Here is a 14,027-nt window from a genome sequence, read left to right on the forward strand (position 1 = left end):
GCGCCGCAGCCGTTCATACGCCCTACCTCTCGACGCTGGAAAGGGCCCCGACTGCTCGATCGTAGCCGGATGCGAAGGCATCGGGTGCGCGCAACATACTGTTGCGGTATTTGCGCGGCGGAATTCCGTATTCCTCCTTGAAGATTTTCGAGAAGTGGGAGGAATCGACCAGTCCGTGCCGGGCGCAAATGGCGCCGATGCTCAAGTGCGCCAGCCGGGTATCGGACAGGTCGTGGCAGCATTTCGCCAAACGCCGCCGCCGAATCCAGCCGGCGACCGTCGCACCGTCCTCCTCGAAAAGGCGTTGCAGATAGCGGGGCGAGATGTGATGGCGCTCAGCGATCAACCTGGTATTCAGATCGATATTGCTCAGATGCGCCTCGATGAACGACTTCGCACTCGCCAGCAGCACCTCACCGGAATGCCGCTGATCGCCGGATCCCTCGTTCTCCAGGACCGCGGATGCCAAATCGAAGACAGCGCTCTCGAGCATCGGCGAATCCCGCAGCTTCTCATCGATCAGACTCCGCCGCAGCCCGGACAGAAACGGCGAGACCACACCGCCGATCCCCCGCTCACCGCAAATCGAACGGGCCACGCCGCCGGCCAGATCTCGTTCTCCGACACGGAGTTCCGCGCGGGGAAACATCACGACGAAGCTGGTGAAGGGGCCGTCGAATTCGAGTCGGTACGGCTTGGCGGTGTCGTAGATCGCGAAATCGCCGGGCATGAGTACGCCCTCGTGCCCGTCCTGGCGAATGACGCCCCGCCCCGCCACCTGCATCGCGATCTTGACCCATCCCGGATCGGACCGGCGGATGGTCACCTCGGTGCGACTGACCACGACCCCGCCGCCGGAGACCTCACTGAGCTGGACGCTACCGATAGTGCGTGAGAGCAACTCTCCCGCGAATACCGTATTCGCGGGCGAAGCGGCGAGCGCCGCCTCGAGCGGGATGAATGTGTCCGATATGGCCGCACGCCACGGATCGAACGTCAAGGTTCGGGACATCGCACACCTCAGGGCCGCCGGTTGTCGATCAGCCGCTTGGCCTTGCCGATGGAACGCTCCAGCGCCCCAGGGACGAGTACCTCCACGTCGACCGTGACGCCGATCCGGTTCTTGATCTGACCGCGCAACGCCGCCGCGGCGGCAATACGCTCATCGGCGAGGATATCGGGTCGCGTCTCAACCCGGACGGTCAGCGTATCCATGCGGGCCGGTCGGTCCAGTACGCATTCGAACTGAGGAGCCAGGGCGGGCACAGTCAGGATGAGCTCCTCGATCTGGGTCGGAAAGAGGTTGACCCCGCGCAGAATGATCATGTCGTCGCTGCGGCCGGTGATCTTCTGCATTCGCCGCATCGACCGCGCGGTACCGGGCAACAGGCGGGTCAGATCACGGGTGCGATAGCGAATGACCGGCATCGCCTCTTTGGTCAGCGACGTGAAGACGAGTTCGCCTTCCTCTCCGTCGGGCAAGACCTCACCGGTTTCCGGGTCGATGATCTCCGGGTAGAAGTGGTCTTCCCAAATGTGCAGTCCGTCTTTGGTTTCGACGCATTCCATGGCCACGCCCGGGCCGATGACCTCGGACAGTCCGTAGATGTCGACCGCGTCGATCGCCATCTGCTGTTCCAGCTCGGTGCGCATTTGCTCGGTCCACGGTTCGGCGCCGAAAACGCCCACGCGCAAGGAGGTTTCCGTCGGATCGATGCCTTTGCTGATCATGGCGTCGAGGATGGTCAGCATGTAGGACGGCGTCACCATGATGGCGTCCGGGCGGAAATCCTGGATCAATTGCACTTGCCGGTCGGTCATACCGCCGGACATCGGAATCACGGTGCAGCCGAGCCGTTCCGCACCGTAGTGCGCGCCCAGACCGCCGGTGAACAGGCCGTATCCGTAAGCGACATGCACGGTGTCGGTCGGACGCACGCCGCCCGCACGCAGACTCCGCGCGATCAGGTCGGCCCAATTGTTCAGGTCGTTCGCGGTGTATCCGACGACGGTCGGCTGCCCGGTGGTACCGGAGGAGGCATGCACCCGCGACACTTGGTCACGCGGGACGGCCAGCATGCCGAAGGGGTAATTCGCGCGCAGGTCCGCTTTCGCGGTGAACGGGAATTTCGCCAGGTCCGAAAGATCCACCAGATCCGACGGGTGCACGCCCGCCTCGTCGAAAGCCTTGCGGTAATGCGCGACATTGTCGTAGGCATGGTGAATTGACCATTTCAGCCGTTCCAGCTGCACGGCCGATATCTCGTCGCGGGAGGCGAATTCGATATCCGCGCGGGGTGTTTGCGGGGAAGCGGGGGCAACGCTGCTCATCATGGCTCCGGGGTGGATCAAGCGTCGAAGTCGATGGTGACCGACTCGCCGAGTGGATACGTTTGACACGTCAGGACGAAACCTTCGGAAATCTCGGTTTCCTCCAGGGCGTAATTGCGGCGCATATCGACCTCACCGCGGGTGACCTTGGCACGGCAGGTGCCGCATACGCCCCCTTTGCAGGCGAACGGCAAGTCGGAGCGAATCTGCTCGGCCGCGTCGAGGATGTTCACCTCGCGCGGCAATTGCCCGGTGGTACTGCGTCCGTCGAGGGTGATGGTGACGGTGCTGGTCGGACCGGTGATACCGGGCTCTCGGCGGGTCTGGAGCGCGGGCGGCGCGTCCTCGACGAAGAACAGTTCGAAGTGAATGCGCTTGTTGTCGATGCCGAATTCCGTCAGGACCGTCCGCGCGTCGGTCACCATGCCGAACGGTCCGCAGAGCCAGACATCGTCGATATCGTCGATGGGCACGATCGCGGTCAGGATGGCACGCAGCCGTTCGGCATCGAGCCGCCCGGTGAACAATTCGACATCCCGGGGTTCGCGGGACAGCACATTGATGACGTCGAGTCGCGGCCCGAACCGGTCCTTCAGATCGGCGATCTCGTCGGCGAACATGACCGACCGCACACGCCGATTCCCATACAGCAGAACGACTTCCGCATCCGAATGCGCCAGCAGCGACGCGGCGATCGACAGCATCGGCGTGATACCCGAACCCGCCGCGATCAGCAGGTGCCGCCCCCCGGCGGCCGGGTCCGCGGCGAAGGTACCGGTGGGCCCTTGCACCTCGATGCGATCACCCGCCTTGACCTCGTTGACGAGCCAGGTCGAGAACAGACCGCCGGGCACCTCACGGACGCCTACGCGCGGTGCGGAACCCGCCGGCGCGCAGATCGAATACGAGCGGCGGTGCTCCACACCGTCCACGGCGCGCCGCAGGGTCAGCGACTGCCCGGGATCGAAGGTGAACTCCTCGGCGAGATAATCGGGGATCTCGAAGGTGACCGCGACCGCGTCGTCGCAGAGTTGCTCGACATCCGCCACGACCAGTGACCGGAACGGCCGATTGCGGGCCGTCGCGCGCGGCCGGTCGCCGCGGACAGGTGCACTCATGTCAGATTTCCTTCACATGATCGAACGGTTCGAGGCAGGACCGGCAGCGGTACTGGGCCTTGCACAGGGTCGCGCCGAATTCGGACACCACTTGCGTTTCGGCGGATCCGCAGTTGGGGCAGGTCAATTCGCGCGGCCGGACCGTGAGGGTCAGGGGGATTGGTCCCGTCCCCCGTCGCGGCGCGGGGCCTGGCAGGGAATAGCCGGATTCCCGCAGCTTGCGCCGACCGTCCTCGGTGATCCAATCACTGCTCCACGCGGGTGACAGGCTCGTATCCACGCGCACCTCCCGATACCCGTGCCGCCGCAGGGTGCCGGTGATGTCGTCGCGCATGGTCGCGATCGCCGGGCAGCCGGAGTACGTGGGTGTGATGGTGACGACCACGCTGTCGGCGGTGACCTCGACCGCGCGCACGATGCCGAGATCGGCGAGGGTCAGCAACGGCATCTCCGGATCGAGGACCGACTCGGCCAGGACCCGCGCATCCGCCCGCGCCGTGGCCACGGTCACCACTTCCCTTCCGGGTATTCCCGTGCCACACATTGCATCTCGGTCAGCAACGGCCCCAGCGCCTCGGTGTGCACACCGTGTCGACCCGAGCGGCCGCCGACCGAACCGATAGAACGGCCCTGTGGCGCGACCAGTTCCGCGGCGTGCAGCACCTGTTCGAGCACCTGGTCGAACTCCTCGCGCAGCGTACGCGGGTCGACGCCGACCCCCACCGCGGCCAAGGCCAGCTCGTCCGTCGTCGGGATGAACAGCTCCGGCACGAAAGGCCAGACGAATTCCATCGCCTCGGCCATCCGCCGCCGCGACTCGTCGATGCCGCAGCCGAGCACGACCGCCCAGCGGGCCGCGTAGTCACGGTGATAGGTCAGCTCCTTGACGCCCTTGCGCGCTACCGCCGCCAGCACCGGATCCCGCGAATCGCGCAGCCGGTCGAACAGCGCCAGACGCCATGTGGAGAAGACGAGCGATCGGACGATGGTGCGGGCGAAGTCGCCGTTGTCGACCTCGACCAGACGCACACACCGGAACCGGTTCTCCGGCCGGAAGAACGCCAGCGCGTCCTCGGGCGGAACCGGTGAGGTATCCGAAATGTAGGGAACGACAGCGGGATCCGCGGCAGCGGCCCGGGCCAGCAGCAGCCGGGCCTGGCCGAGCAGGTCCAAACCGATGTTCTGGAGCGCGACCTCTTCCTCCAATTCGGGTGCGCGCGTATTCCATTCGGCGAGGCGCTGCGCCGAGATCAGAGCGTCGTCACCCAGCATCAGGCAGTAGCGGGCCAGCGCGGCGGCATCGACGTCCGCGGGGACCGTGGTGTCGACACCCTCGAGCGGGTCGTCGAAACTGGTTCCGAACGCCCACTGTCCGTCGCCGTCGCCCTCGATGAGACCGCTGAAGGCATTGTCGTGATCGATCATGATGTGCGCCTTCACATGTGCGGGACGTCGTCGGGGATGTCGTAGAAGGTCGGATGCCGGTAAACCTTGTCGCCACTGGGCGCGAAGAACGGATCCTTCTCCGAGGGGCTGGAGGCGACGATCGACGCCGACGGCACCACCCAGATGCTGACGCCCTCATTGCGGCGGGTGTACACGTCGCGGGCGTGCCGCAGTGCCATCTCGTCGTCGGCGGCGTGCAAGGAACCGACATGGACATGGTTGAGGCCGCGCTTGCCGCGCACGAAAACCTCGTAGAGGGGCCATTGCGCGCGCACGCGCACCGGCTCTGCGGCGGAGTGTGTTTGGGTCATCGGTTCGCGCTCTCTCGTTCCCGTGCCGCGAAGGCCATCGCGGCCTCGCGCACCCAGGCGCCGTTCTCGTGTGCGGTGCGGCGGTTGGTGATTCGTTCGACGCTGCAGGGGCCGTTGCCACCGATGACATCGGTGAACTCCCGCCAGTCCGGTTCGCCGAAATCGTGGGCGTTACGTTGCTCGTTCCACACCAGATCCGGATCGGGCAGTGTCACGCCCAGCGCCCGCGCCTGCGGCACACTCATATCGACGAATCGTTGGCGCAGTTCGTCATTGGTGTGCCGCTTCACGCGCCACGCCATGGACTGTTCGGTATTGGGTGACTGGTCGTCGGGGGGACCGAACATCATCAGCGCGGGCCACCACCAGCGGTCGACCGATTCCTGAACCATGGCGCGCTGCGCTTCGGTGCCGCCCATCATGGTCATCAGCAGTTCGTAGCCCTGGCGCTGATGGAAGGACTCTTCCTTGCACACCCGGATCATGGCGCGGGCGTAGGGCCCGAAACTGCTGCGGCACAAGGGAACCTGATTGCAGATCGCGGCACCGTCGACCAGCCAGCCGATGACGCCGACATCGGCGTAGGTGAGGGTCGGGTAGTTGAAGATCGAGGAGTACTTCTGCTTGCCCTCGATCAGCTTCTCGGTCAGATCGGCCCGGTCCGCGCCCAGGGTCTCGGCCGCCGAGTACAGATACAGGCCGTGGCCCGCCTCGTCCTGCACCTTGGCCATCAGAATCGCCTTGCGGCGCAAGGATGGTGCGCGGGTCAGCCAGTTCCCCTCCGGCTGCATGCCGATGATCTCGGAATGCGCGTGCTGGGCGATCTGGCGGATCAGTGTTCTGCGGTAACCGTCGGGCATCCAATCCCGGGGCTCGATGCGCTGGTCGCGCGCGATCGTCTCCTCGAAACCTTCCTGCAGCGCTGTCGCGGGGGTGTCCGTGGACATATCGCTTCTCCTTTGCATCGACCTCACCGGCCTTCGAAGACCGGAGGTGACTTGGTCAGAAACGCCTCGACCGCCGCGCTGTGGTCTCGGGTGGCGCCGAGCGCTTCCTGGGCGGCCTGCTCTCGTTCGAGGGCATCGGCCAAGCCCGCAGCGTCCGTCCGCAGTAGCCGCTTGAGGTGTCGGTAGGCCTCGGTGGGCCCTTGTGCGAGGGACCGGGCGAGCTCGCGGGCGGTGGCCTCGACCTCCTCGTCATCGACCACGCGGTGGACGAGACCCCAGGTGAGCGCCTCGGTCGCGGTGAATCGGTCGCCCAGGAGCATCAGGCCCACCGCGCGGCTGTAGCCGAGGGCATGCACCATGGCATGGCTGAGTCCGGAGTCGCTGGCGAGGCCGATACCGGTGAACGCGGTCGCGAACTTGGCTCCCGCGCCCACCACCCGGATATCGCCGGTCAATGCGATGCCGAGTCCTGCGCCGACACAGGCCCCGCGAATGGCCACGACCACCGGCACCTGAATTTCAGTCAGCGCCTTGATGAGCGGGTTGTAATGCACGCCAACGGTTTCCATTGCCGTGCTGGGATCCGCTCGCAGGCCCTCGACGTGTTCGGCCAGATCCTGGCCGACACAGAAGTTCGTGCCCTGCGCGGCGAGCAGTACCGCACGCACCGCAGGATCGGCGGCGACGGCGTCCACCGCGGCGAGGAAGGCCTGCTTGGTCGGTACATCCAGCGCATTGGAGGCCGTCGGCCGCGCCAAGGTAATGGTGGCCAGGCCGTCGGCGATCGTAGTGCCGACGGTGCTGTGGGTGACGGTCACGAGGTGCCTCCTGCGCGTTCGGTGTCCCAGGCGAAAAAGCCCTGGCCGGTCTTGCGTCCCAGTTCGCCGCGGGCGACCTTGTCGCGCAGCAGTCGGGGCGGTTCGAAGCGCGGGCTGAGGGTGGCGGCGAGGTGTTCGGCAATGGCGAGCCGCACGTCGAGGCCCACCAGATCGGTTGAGCGCAGGGGACCCATCGGGTGGCGGTAGCCGAGTTCCATGGCGCGGTCGATGGCGTCGGCGTCCGCGACGCCCTCCTCGAGCATGCGGATCGCTTCCAATCCGAGACAGACGCCGAGGCGGCTGGTAGCGAACCCCGGCGAGTCGTTCACGAGTACTTCGCACTTGTTCAGGGCGGCGACCCAACCTCGCACTCGCTTGACCACCTCGGGGGATGTCGACTCCGCCCGCACGATCTCCACCAGCACCGACGCCGGGACCGGATTGAAGAAGTGCATGCCGAGGAAGCGGGCCGGATCCTGTAGGGCCGCACCGAGTTCCGCGATCGACAGGGAGCTCGTGTTGCTGGCGATCACGGCCTGGGAGCCGACGGCCTTGTCGACGGCGGTCAGCACCTCGAGCTTCAGCGCCGGATTCTCGGGAACCGCTTCGACCACCAGGTCGAGATCGGCGGGCAGCTCCGTGGGTGCGGCGACGGTGACGACCCGGGCAAGGACGTCGTCCACCCGGGCACCACCCAGCTTGCCCCGCTCGTCGGCGCGCCGCAGACCGGTGGCGACGCGGCCGAGTGCCGCTGCCTGATCGGCCGCCTCCGCGATGATCACCGTGCTGCCGAGCGTCGCGAATACCTGCGCGATGCCCGCGCCCATGCGCCCGCCGCCTACTACGGCGACCCGGGCGGGTATCTGTGGTCGAATCATGCCTTCTTCTCCAGGAATGCGGTCATGCGGGCGTGTTTGTCCTCGGTCTCGAAGAGCACCGCCTGCGCTATGTCGTCGGCGAACGGGTGAAAGCCGGGGGCGTCGATGATCGTTTTCGTCAGGCGCAGCGCCAGCGGCGCGGATGCCGAGATGCGATCGAGCAGTCGGTGCGCGGCCGCTACGTGCGCTCCTGGCTCGGTGACCTCGATGACCAGCCCGGCGGTGTGCGCGGCGTTCGCGTCGAGAACGCGGCCCCCGAGCAGCACCTGTTTGGCGACCGAGACACCGACCAGCACCGGGAGCCGGTAGCTCGCACCCGCGGCGGCCATAATGCCCAGCCCCGGCTCGGGGTTGCCGAATCTCGCAGTGGCAGTAGCGATTCGAATGTCGCAGGCGTACGCCAGTTCAGCGCCGCCGCCCAACGCGTAACCGCTCACCGCGGCCACCGTCGGCAGCGGCAATCGGCCGATGCGGTCGAAGAGATTGCGGTTGATACCCGCCAGGGCGTCGTCTCGGGTCCGCGCCCGCAGCTGCCCGATATCCGCTCCCCCGGCGAAATGCTCGCCTCGTCCGGTCAGCAGCAGCAGCTTCGGTGTCCGCTCCAGGTGGGCGCAGACATCGTGGAGTTCCTCGATCATCTCGGCATTGATCGCGTTGCGTTGCGCGGCGCGGTCGAGGGTGACGACGAGTCGGTCGTCGAGCTCCTCGACCTGCAAGGCGGTGTAGCCGGTCATGTCCGCAATTATTAACCGAACATTCGGTAAGTTTCAAGCCTCCGGAGCGAGCTTGTGTATCCCGGCGCACGTATGGGTCAAGATGGACGGATGACAACGGCACGCACGGCCCCTCGCACCGGACGACCCGGTAGACCCGGGTACGACCTCGACTCCCTGCTGGCCGTGGCGGTCAAGGTGTTCAACGACAAGGGCTACGACGGCACCAGCATGGAAGCCCTCGCCAGTCGGCTCGGCATTACCAAATCGGCTATCTACCACCATGTTTCCGGCAAGTCGGAGCTGCTGGAATTGGCCCTGTCGCGGGCCCTCAACGGCCTGTTCGCCGCGACCACCGAGGAGCGCGCCATCATCGGCCGCTCCATCGACCGCCTCGAATACGTCGTTCGCCGCAGCGTCGAGGTGCTGATCACCGAACTGCCCTACGTGACCCTGCTGCTACGCGTGCGGGGAAATACCGCGGTCGAGAAGCGCGCACTGGCCCGCCGCCGCGAATTCGACGCCTTCGTCAGCGATCTTGTCCAGGCCGCCGTCACCGAGGGCGACCTGCGGGAGGGGATCGACCCGGCACTGGCCAGCCGCCTGATCTGGGGGATGATCAACTCCATCGTGGAGTGGTACCGCCCGCGCGGCGGCAATTCGGTCGACCAGATCGCCGACACCGTCGTCACCATCGTGTTCACCGGCCTGCGCAATGCCGGTGCGAGCGACGCCTGACGCTCCCCCCCAGGCAGGCCCCCCTTGACACGCACCAGCCTCTGCCGGATCGTAATTACCAACCGAATGTTCAGTTACGATTGGAGAGTTGATGAGCGAGCTGCTACCCAGCTATGTAGGAGGGCGCTGGTACACCGCGCCCGATGAGGGCACACCACTGTTCAGCGCCGTGGACGGCAGCGAAGTCGCTCGCATCTCGGCGACGGGGCTCGACGTCGGCCATATGGTCGACTACGCCCGGACTGTTGGCGGGCCGGCGCTCGCGCGGCTGACCTTCCACGAACGCGCCGCCGCGCTGAAGGCGCTCGGATCGGCGCTGATGGGCGGTAAGGAGGAGTTCTACGCGCTCTCGGCCGCCACCGGTGCGACGGCGCGCGACTCCGCGGTCGATATCGACGGCGGTATCGGCACCGTATTGAGCTACGCGAGCAAGACCCGCCGCGAATTGCCCAATGACACCGTCTATCTCGACGGTCCGGTCGAACGGTTGGGCAAGAAGGGCACCTTCTTCGGCCAGCACATCTACACGTCGCGCCGGGGTGTGGCCGTGCAGATCAACGCCTTCAACTTTCCTGTATGGGGCTTCCTCGAGAAGCTGGCTCCCGCCTTCATCGCGGGCGTGCCGTCGATTATCAAACCGGCCAGCCAGACCGCCTACCTGACCGAACTCGTCGTGCGCCGGATCATCGAATCCGGACTGCTGCCCGAGGGCTCGGTGCAACTGCTGTGCGGCAGCGCCCAGGGCCTGCTCGACCACCTGTCCGGCCAGGATTCGGTGGCCTTCACCGGCTCCGCCGATACCGCGGCCCTCCTGCGCGCACACCCCACCGTCGTCTCCGAGGGCGTGCACTTCAATGCGGAGGCCGATTCGCTGAACGCGTCGATCCTGGGCCCCGATGTGACCGTCGACAGCCTCGAGTTCGAGCTGTACATCAAGCAGCTCACCTACGAGATGACCGCCAAGGCCGGGCAGAAGTGCACGGCCATCCGCCGGGCGCTCGTGCCCGAGGCACTCGTCGACCAGGTCGTGGCGGCCACCGCGGCGCGGCTGTCGAAGGTGGTTGTCGGCGCGCCCGGCGCGGAGGGCGTCACCATGGGCGCGTTGGCCGGGCTCGATCAGCGCGAAGAGGTCCGCAACGCGGTCCGCGGCCTGACCAAGTCGGCGCGCATCGTCTTCGGTGACCCCGACACCGTCGAGGTCGTCGGCGCGGACGCCACCACCGGCGCATTCCTTTCCCCGATCCTGCTGCGCGCCGACCGAGACGCCGCCGAACCGCACGAGATCGAGGCGTTCGGCCCGGTGAGCACCATTATCGGCTACCGCGACACCGCTGACGCTGTCGAACTGGCTGCGCGCGGCAAGGGCAGTCTCGTCGCCTCCGTGGTCACCGCGAACACGGCGGTCGCCGGGGAGCTCATCCTCGGCATCGCGGCGTATCACGGCCGGATCCTCGTGCTGAACAACGAGGACGCCAAGGAGTCGACCGGACACGGTTCGCCGCTGCCCGTGCTGGTGCACGGCGGCCCGGGACGGGCGGGCGGCGGTGAGGAACTCGGCGGCATCCGCGGTGTCCTGCACCAAATGCAGCGCACCGCCGTCCAGGGATCGCCGAATGTGCTGACCGCGGTCGGGCGACGCTGGGTGACCGGCGCGGAGCGGCTCACGGGTGAGGTGCACCCCTTCCGGAAGAACCTCGCCGAGCTGCGCTTGGGCGATACGATCGTCGGCGGCCCGCGTCGGGTGACCTTGGACGATATCGCTCACTTCGCGGAATTCACCGGGGACACCTTCTACGCGCACACCGACCCCGCAGCCGCGGCCGCCAATCCGCTGTTCGGCGGGATCGTCGCTCACGGGTACCTGGTCGTCTCGCTGGCCGCCGGATTGTTCGTCGACCCCGCGCCGGGACCGGTGCTCGCCAATTTCGGCGTGGACAACCTGCGGTTCCTGACCCCGGTGAAGGCCGACGATGAGCTGACGGTCACCCTCACCGCCAAACAGATCACTCCGCGCAACAGCGCCGACTACGGCGAGGTCCGCTGGGACGCCACGGTCACCAACCAAGACGAGCAGTCCGTCGCCACCTATGACGTGCTGACCCTCGTCGCCAAACCCCAGGGAGAATCCGCATGAGCTACCAGATCGCCGTCTGCTACGGAAAGCCGGTCGACCTCAACGCATTCGACGAGCACTACCGCACAACGCATATTCCGCTCGCGAACCAGATACCCGGTCTGACGGGATACACCTTCGCGAAGTGCCAGTCGCTCGACGGCTCCGAACCCGCCTACTACGCCGTCGCCCAATTGCAGTTCGACAGCGAAGCGGATGTACAGAAGGCATTGGCCTCTGCCGAGATGCGGGCGGCGGGCAAAGACGTGCGCAACTTCGCCTCCGGCGGCGTGACCATGTACATCCAGGACGTCGAATCCGTTCGCGCCTAACCGATTCCGGCCGCGCCCGACGAGAAAACAGAGAACCGCGGATGACCGCGATCGACTCGAATCCATTCGAACTCGCCCGCCAGATGTTCGCCGACGATGTCGCCTCCCGCGCGGCGGGTGTCGAGATCGTCGAAATAGGCACCGGACATGCCACGGCGACAATGACCGTGACCGAAACAATGGTCAACGGCCATGGGATCACGCACGGCGGGTACGTATTCCTTTTGGCGGATACGACATTCGCCCTCGCCTGCAACAGCCACGGGGAACGCGCCGTGGGCGCCCGGGCCGATATCCGCTACATTCTGCCGACCCGACGTGGGGAAACCCTCACCGCCATCGCGGAGGAGCGTATTCGCTTCGGCCGCAACGGAATCTACGACGTCACCGTGGTAGACGAGGAGCACCGGGTGATCGCCGAATTTCGCGGTGACAGCCGAGTGATTTCGATCCATTAGGCCGAACCAGCTCCTCCTCTGCTCCTGTCTTCGCCGAGCGCGCGACCGTTCGCATTCGCACTAGGGACTGTGCGCGCAGCGACAAGTAATTCCGGCGGATATTCACCAGAGTTATGACCCAGGTCACCGCGTGTGGCCTGGCTCATACCCGGCCACCGGACCGGCCCAGCCGCCCGGCGAAGACAGGAGCACCATGAACACATCGCCCGAGCCGACGATCGTCTCGGCCCTGCCCGAGGGCACCCCGACTTCACTGTTCATCGACGGCAAGTGGCGCGAGGCCACCGACGGCGGGACCTTCACCGATATCAACCCCGCCACCGGGGCCGAGCTCGAGGTGCTGGCCGCCGCCGGCGCCGCGGATGTCGACCAGGCGGTCGCCGCGGCCCGAGCCCAGCTCGACGGCGAATGGGGCGCACTACCCGGGGCGGCCCGGGGTCGAATCCTCAACAAGGTCGCCGATCTTATCGAGCGCGACACCGACATCCTGGCCCGGCTCGAGGCCCTCGATGTCGGCAAGCCGATCGGTCAGCCCACCATGCTCGATATCCCCAATGCCGTGGCGACCTTCCGGCATTTCGCGGGCTGGGCCGACAAGGTGAACGGCAGCGTCATTCCCACGGCTGGATACATGGGCCGGCCGACGCACTCGTTCACCGTGCGCGAGCCGATCGGCGTCATCGGCGCGATCGTGCCCTGGAATACGCCGCTGATGATCGCCGCCTGGAAGCTCGCCCCAGCGCTCGCCACTGGCAACACCCTCGTCGTGAAGCCGCCGGAAGACGCGCCGCTGTCGATCCTGTACCTGGCCAAGCTGCTCCAGGAGGCCGGACTGCCCGACGGCGTCGTGAATGTCGTCCCCGGGCTGGGCACGGTGGCCGGTGACGCACTGGTTCGCCACCGCGACGTCGACAAGATCAGCTTCACCGGTAGCCCGCAGGTCGGCCGGATGATCTCCCAGCGCGCCGCCGACACCTTCAAACGCGTCACCCTCGAACTGGGCGGCAAGTCCCCGCAGATCATCCTGGCCGACGCCGATGTCGAGGCCGCGATCAACGGCACCGCCATGGGCCTGTTCTTCAACCAGGGTGAAGTCTGCGCGGCGGGCACCCGCGTGCTGGTGCATCGGTCGCTGTACGCCCAGGTGGTGGACGGACTCGCCGCGGCGGCGTCGGCCCAGGTGGTCGGCGATCCGCTCGACCCGGAGACCACCATGGGCGCACTGGTCAACGCCAAGCAGCTCGAAACGGTGCTCGGCTACATCCAGAAGGGCCGCCAAGACGGCGCTCGCCTCGTCGCGGGCGGCGCGCGTGCAGGAAGCACGGGCTATTTCGTCCAGCCGACGATCTTCGCCGACGCCACGAACGATATGACCATCGCCCGCGAGGAGATCTTCGGCCCGGTCGGCACCGTGATCCCGTTCGATGACGCCGATGAGGCCATCCGCCTCGCCAACGACACCGATTACGGTCTCGCCGCGAGCATTTGGACCCGCGATGTCTCCTACGCCCACACCCTCGCACGCAAGGTGCGCGCGGGCGCGGTATGGGTCAACGGCTGGGCCGCGATCGACCCGGCACTGCCGTGGGGAGGCATGAAGACCAGCGGTATCGGTCGCGAACTCGGCTGGGCTGGCATCGAAGCCAACACCGAGGAAAAAGTGGTCACGATCGTGCTGTGATGCACTGGAGCCCGCCAATTCAATGAACGAATCGTTCAATTACTGAACGTAAACGTTTACTATCTAGTTACATGTTTCATATATTTGCTGATAGTTCGCGAACTATTCTGATCGTGAAGCTAGTCACCCCACCGAAAGTAGAC

General features: G+C 66.3%; 15 protein-coding genes. 5 read left to right on the top strand and 10 right to left on the bottom strand.

The annotated features are described in order from the left end of the window. Window positions 1–22: 22 nt before the first annotated feature. The 10 genes from ACQP2U_RS28030 to ACQP2U_RS28075 are packed head-to-tail and all read right to left on the bottom strand — an operon-like array spanning window position 23 to window position 8,583. On the bottom strand, window positions 23–1,012 hold the full coding sequence (locus ACQP2U_RS28030; protein WP_433710190.1) for a helix-turn-helix domain-containing protein: 990 nt from the start codon (window positions 1,010–1,012) through the stop codon (window positions 23–25). Between the two features lie 8 nt (window positions 1,013–1,020). After that, window positions 1,021–2,331 (bottom strand): phenylacetate--CoA ligase PaaK, encoded by a 1,311-nt coding sequence (gene paaK, locus ACQP2U_RS28035; RefSeq protein WP_433716607.1) that lies wholly within the window; start codon window positions 2,329–2,331, stop codon window positions 1,021–1,023. A 17-nt stretch (window positions 2,332–2,348) separates the two neighbouring features. Next, window positions 2,349–3,449 (bottom strand): 1,2-phenylacetyl-CoA epoxidase subunit PaaE, encoded by a 1,101-nt coding sequence (gene paaE, locus ACQP2U_RS28040; protein ID WP_433710191.1) that lies wholly within the window; start codon window positions 3,447–3,449, stop codon window positions 2,349–2,351. Between the two features lies 1 nt (window position 3,450). Beyond that, window positions 3,451–3,993: a 1,2-phenylacetyl-CoA epoxidase subunit PaaD gene (gene paaD, locus ACQP2U_RS28045; RefSeq protein ID WP_433710192.1), complete on the bottom strand. Its 543-nt coding sequence runs from the start codon at window positions 3,991–3,993 to the stop codon at window positions 3,451–3,453. Continuing rightward, window positions 3,957–4,874, bottom strand: coding sequence for a 1,2-phenylacetyl-CoA epoxidase subunit PaaC (gene paaC, locus ACQP2U_RS28050; protein WP_433710193.1), 918 nt, complete (start codon window positions 4,872–4,874; stop codon window positions 3,957–3,959). The genes paaD and paaC overlap by 37 nt, the downstream gene beginning before the upstream one ends. Window positions 4,875–4,885: 11 nt before the next feature. Beyond that, window positions 4,886–5,206 (bottom strand): 1,2-phenylacetyl-CoA epoxidase subunit PaaB, encoded by a 321-nt coding sequence (paaB, locus tag ACQP2U_RS28055; RefSeq protein WP_433710194.1) that lies wholly within the window; start codon window positions 5,204–5,206, stop codon window positions 4,886–4,888. Then, complete coding sequence (gene paaA, locus ACQP2U_RS28060) at window positions 5,203–6,153, bottom strand: 1,2-phenylacetyl-CoA epoxidase subunit PaaA (RefSeq protein ID WP_433710195.1); 951 nt, start codon at window positions 6,151–6,153, stop codon at window positions 5,203–5,205. Before paaA ends, paaB begins: the two co-directional genes overlap by 4 nt. A 23-nt stretch (window positions 6,154–6,176) precedes the next feature. After that, on the bottom strand, window positions 6,177–6,971 hold the full coding sequence (locus tag ACQP2U_RS28065; RefSeq protein ID WP_433710196.1) for an enoyl-CoA hydratase/isomerase family protein: 795 nt from the start codon (window positions 6,969–6,971) through the stop codon (window positions 6,177–6,179). After that, the gene (locus tag ACQP2U_RS28070; protein WP_433710197.1) at window positions 6,968–7,849 is read right to left on the bottom strand and encodes a 3-hydroxyacyl-CoA dehydrogenase family protein; all 882 of its coding nucleotides are present in this window, start codon (window positions 7,847–7,849) and stop codon (window positions 6,968–6,970) included. The genes ACQP2U_RS28065 and ACQP2U_RS28070 overlap by 4 nt, the downstream gene beginning before the upstream one ends. Continuing rightward, entirely contained in the window at window positions 7,846–8,583 is a 738-nt protein-coding gene (locus ACQP2U_RS28075) for an enoyl-CoA hydratase/isomerase family protein (protein ID WP_433710198.1), read from the bottom strand. Before ACQP2U_RS28075 ends, ACQP2U_RS28070 begins: the two co-directional genes overlap by 4 nt. Before the next feature lie 90 nt (window positions 8,584–8,673). On the opposite strand from ACQP2U_RS28075, the gene ACQP2U_RS28080 reads away from it, so the two are divergent. The 5 genes from ACQP2U_RS28080 to styD all read left to right on the top strand — a co-directional run bounded on the left by ACQP2U_RS28080 (window position 8,674) and on the right by styD (window position 13,884). After that, complete coding sequence (locus tag ACQP2U_RS28080; RefSeq protein ID WP_433710199.1) at window positions 8,674–9,300, top strand: TetR/AcrR family transcriptional regulator; 627 nt, start codon at window positions 8,674–8,676, stop codon at window positions 9,298–9,300. Between the two features lie 91 nt (window positions 9,301–9,391). Then, window positions 9,392–11,434, top strand: a complete 2,043-nt coding sequence (gene paaZ / locus ACQP2U_RS28085) for a phenylacetic acid degradation bifunctional protein PaaZ (RefSeq protein ID WP_433710200.1) — start codon at window positions 9,392–9,394, stop codon at window positions 11,432–11,434. Then, a complete protein-coding gene (locus tag ACQP2U_RS28090; RefSeq protein WP_433710201.1) occupies window positions 11,431–11,745 on the top strand; it encodes an EthD family reductase in 315 nt (104 codons plus the stop codon). Before paaZ ends, ACQP2U_RS28090 begins: the two co-directional genes overlap by 4 nt. A gap of 41 nt (window positions 11,746–11,786) precedes the next feature. Next, the gene (gene paaI / locus ACQP2U_RS28095; RefSeq protein ID WP_433710202.1) at window positions 11,787–12,203 is read left to right on the top strand and encodes a hydroxyphenylacetyl-CoA thioesterase PaaI; all 417 of its coding nucleotides are present in this window, start codon (window positions 11,787–11,789) and stop codon (window positions 12,201–12,203) included. Between the two features lie 193 nt (window positions 12,204–12,396). Continuing rightward, on the top strand, window positions 12,397–13,884 hold the full coding sequence (gene styD / locus ACQP2U_RS28100) for a phenylacetaldehyde dehydrogenase StyD (protein ID WP_433710203.1): 1,488 nt from the start codon (window positions 12,397–12,399) through the stop codon (window positions 13,882–13,884). Window positions 13,885–14,027 lie beyond the last annotated feature (143 nt).

The organism is Nocardia sp. CA-084685 (genome assembly GCF_050955785.1).
Classification (GTDB): Bacteria; Actinomycetota; Actinomycetes; order Mycobacteriales; family Mycobacteriaceae; genus Nocardia.

Bases quoted from the DNA above. Each gene is read 5' to 3' on its own strand.
- ACQP2U_RS28030 (WP_433710190.1), bottom strand. From the start codon at position 1,012: ATGTCCCGAACCTTGACGTTCGATCCGTGGCGTGCGGCCATATCGGAC.
- paaE (WP_433710191.1), bottom strand. From the start codon at position 3,449: ATGAGTGCACCTGTCCGCGGCGACCGGCCGCGCGCGACGGCCCGCAAT.
- paaD (WP_433710192.1), bottom strand. From the start codon at position 3,993: ATGTGTGGCACGGGAATACCCGGAAGGGAAGTGGTGACCGTGGCCACG.
- paaA (WP_433710195.1), bottom strand. From the start codon at position 6,153: ATGTCCACGGACACCCCCGCGACAGCGCTGCAGGAAGGTTTCGAGGAG.
- ACQP2U_RS28080 (WP_433710199.1), top strand. From the start codon at position 8,674: ATGACAACGGCACGCACGGCCCCTCGCACCGGACGACCCGGTAGACCC.
- paaK (WP_433716607.1), bottom strand. From the start codon at position 2,331: ATGAGCAGCGTTGCCCCCGCTTCCCCGCAAACACCCCGCGCGGATATC.
- paaI (WP_433710202.1), top strand. From the start codon at position 11,787: ATGACCGCGATCGACTCGAATCCATTCGAACTCGCCCGCCAGATGTTC.
- ACQP2U_RS28070 (WP_433710197.1), bottom strand. From the start codon at position 7,849: ATGATTCGACCACAGATACCCGCCCGGGTCGCCGTAGTAGGCGGCGGG.
- paaC (WP_433710193.1), bottom strand. From the start codon at position 4,874: ATGATCGATCACGACAATGCCTTCAGCGGTCTCATCGAGGGCGACGGC.
- paaZ (WP_433710200.1), top strand. From the start codon at position 9,392: ATGAGCGAGCTGCTACCCAGCTATGTAGGAGGGCGCTGGTACACCGCG.
- paaB (WP_433710194.1), bottom strand. From the start codon at position 5,206: ATGACCCAAACACACTCCGCCGCAGAGCCGGTGCGCGTGCGCGCGCAA.
- ACQP2U_RS28090 (WP_433710201.1), top strand. From the start codon at position 11,431: ATGAGCTACCAGATCGCCGTCTGCTACGGAAAGCCGGTCGACCTCAAC.
- ACQP2U_RS28075 (WP_433710198.1), bottom strand. From the start codon at position 8,583: ATGACCGGCTACACCGCCTTGCAGGTCGAGGAGCTCGACGACCGACTC.
- styD (WP_433710203.1), top strand. From the start codon at position 12,397: ATGAACACATCGCCCGAGCCGACGATCGTCTCGGCCCTGCCCGAGGGC.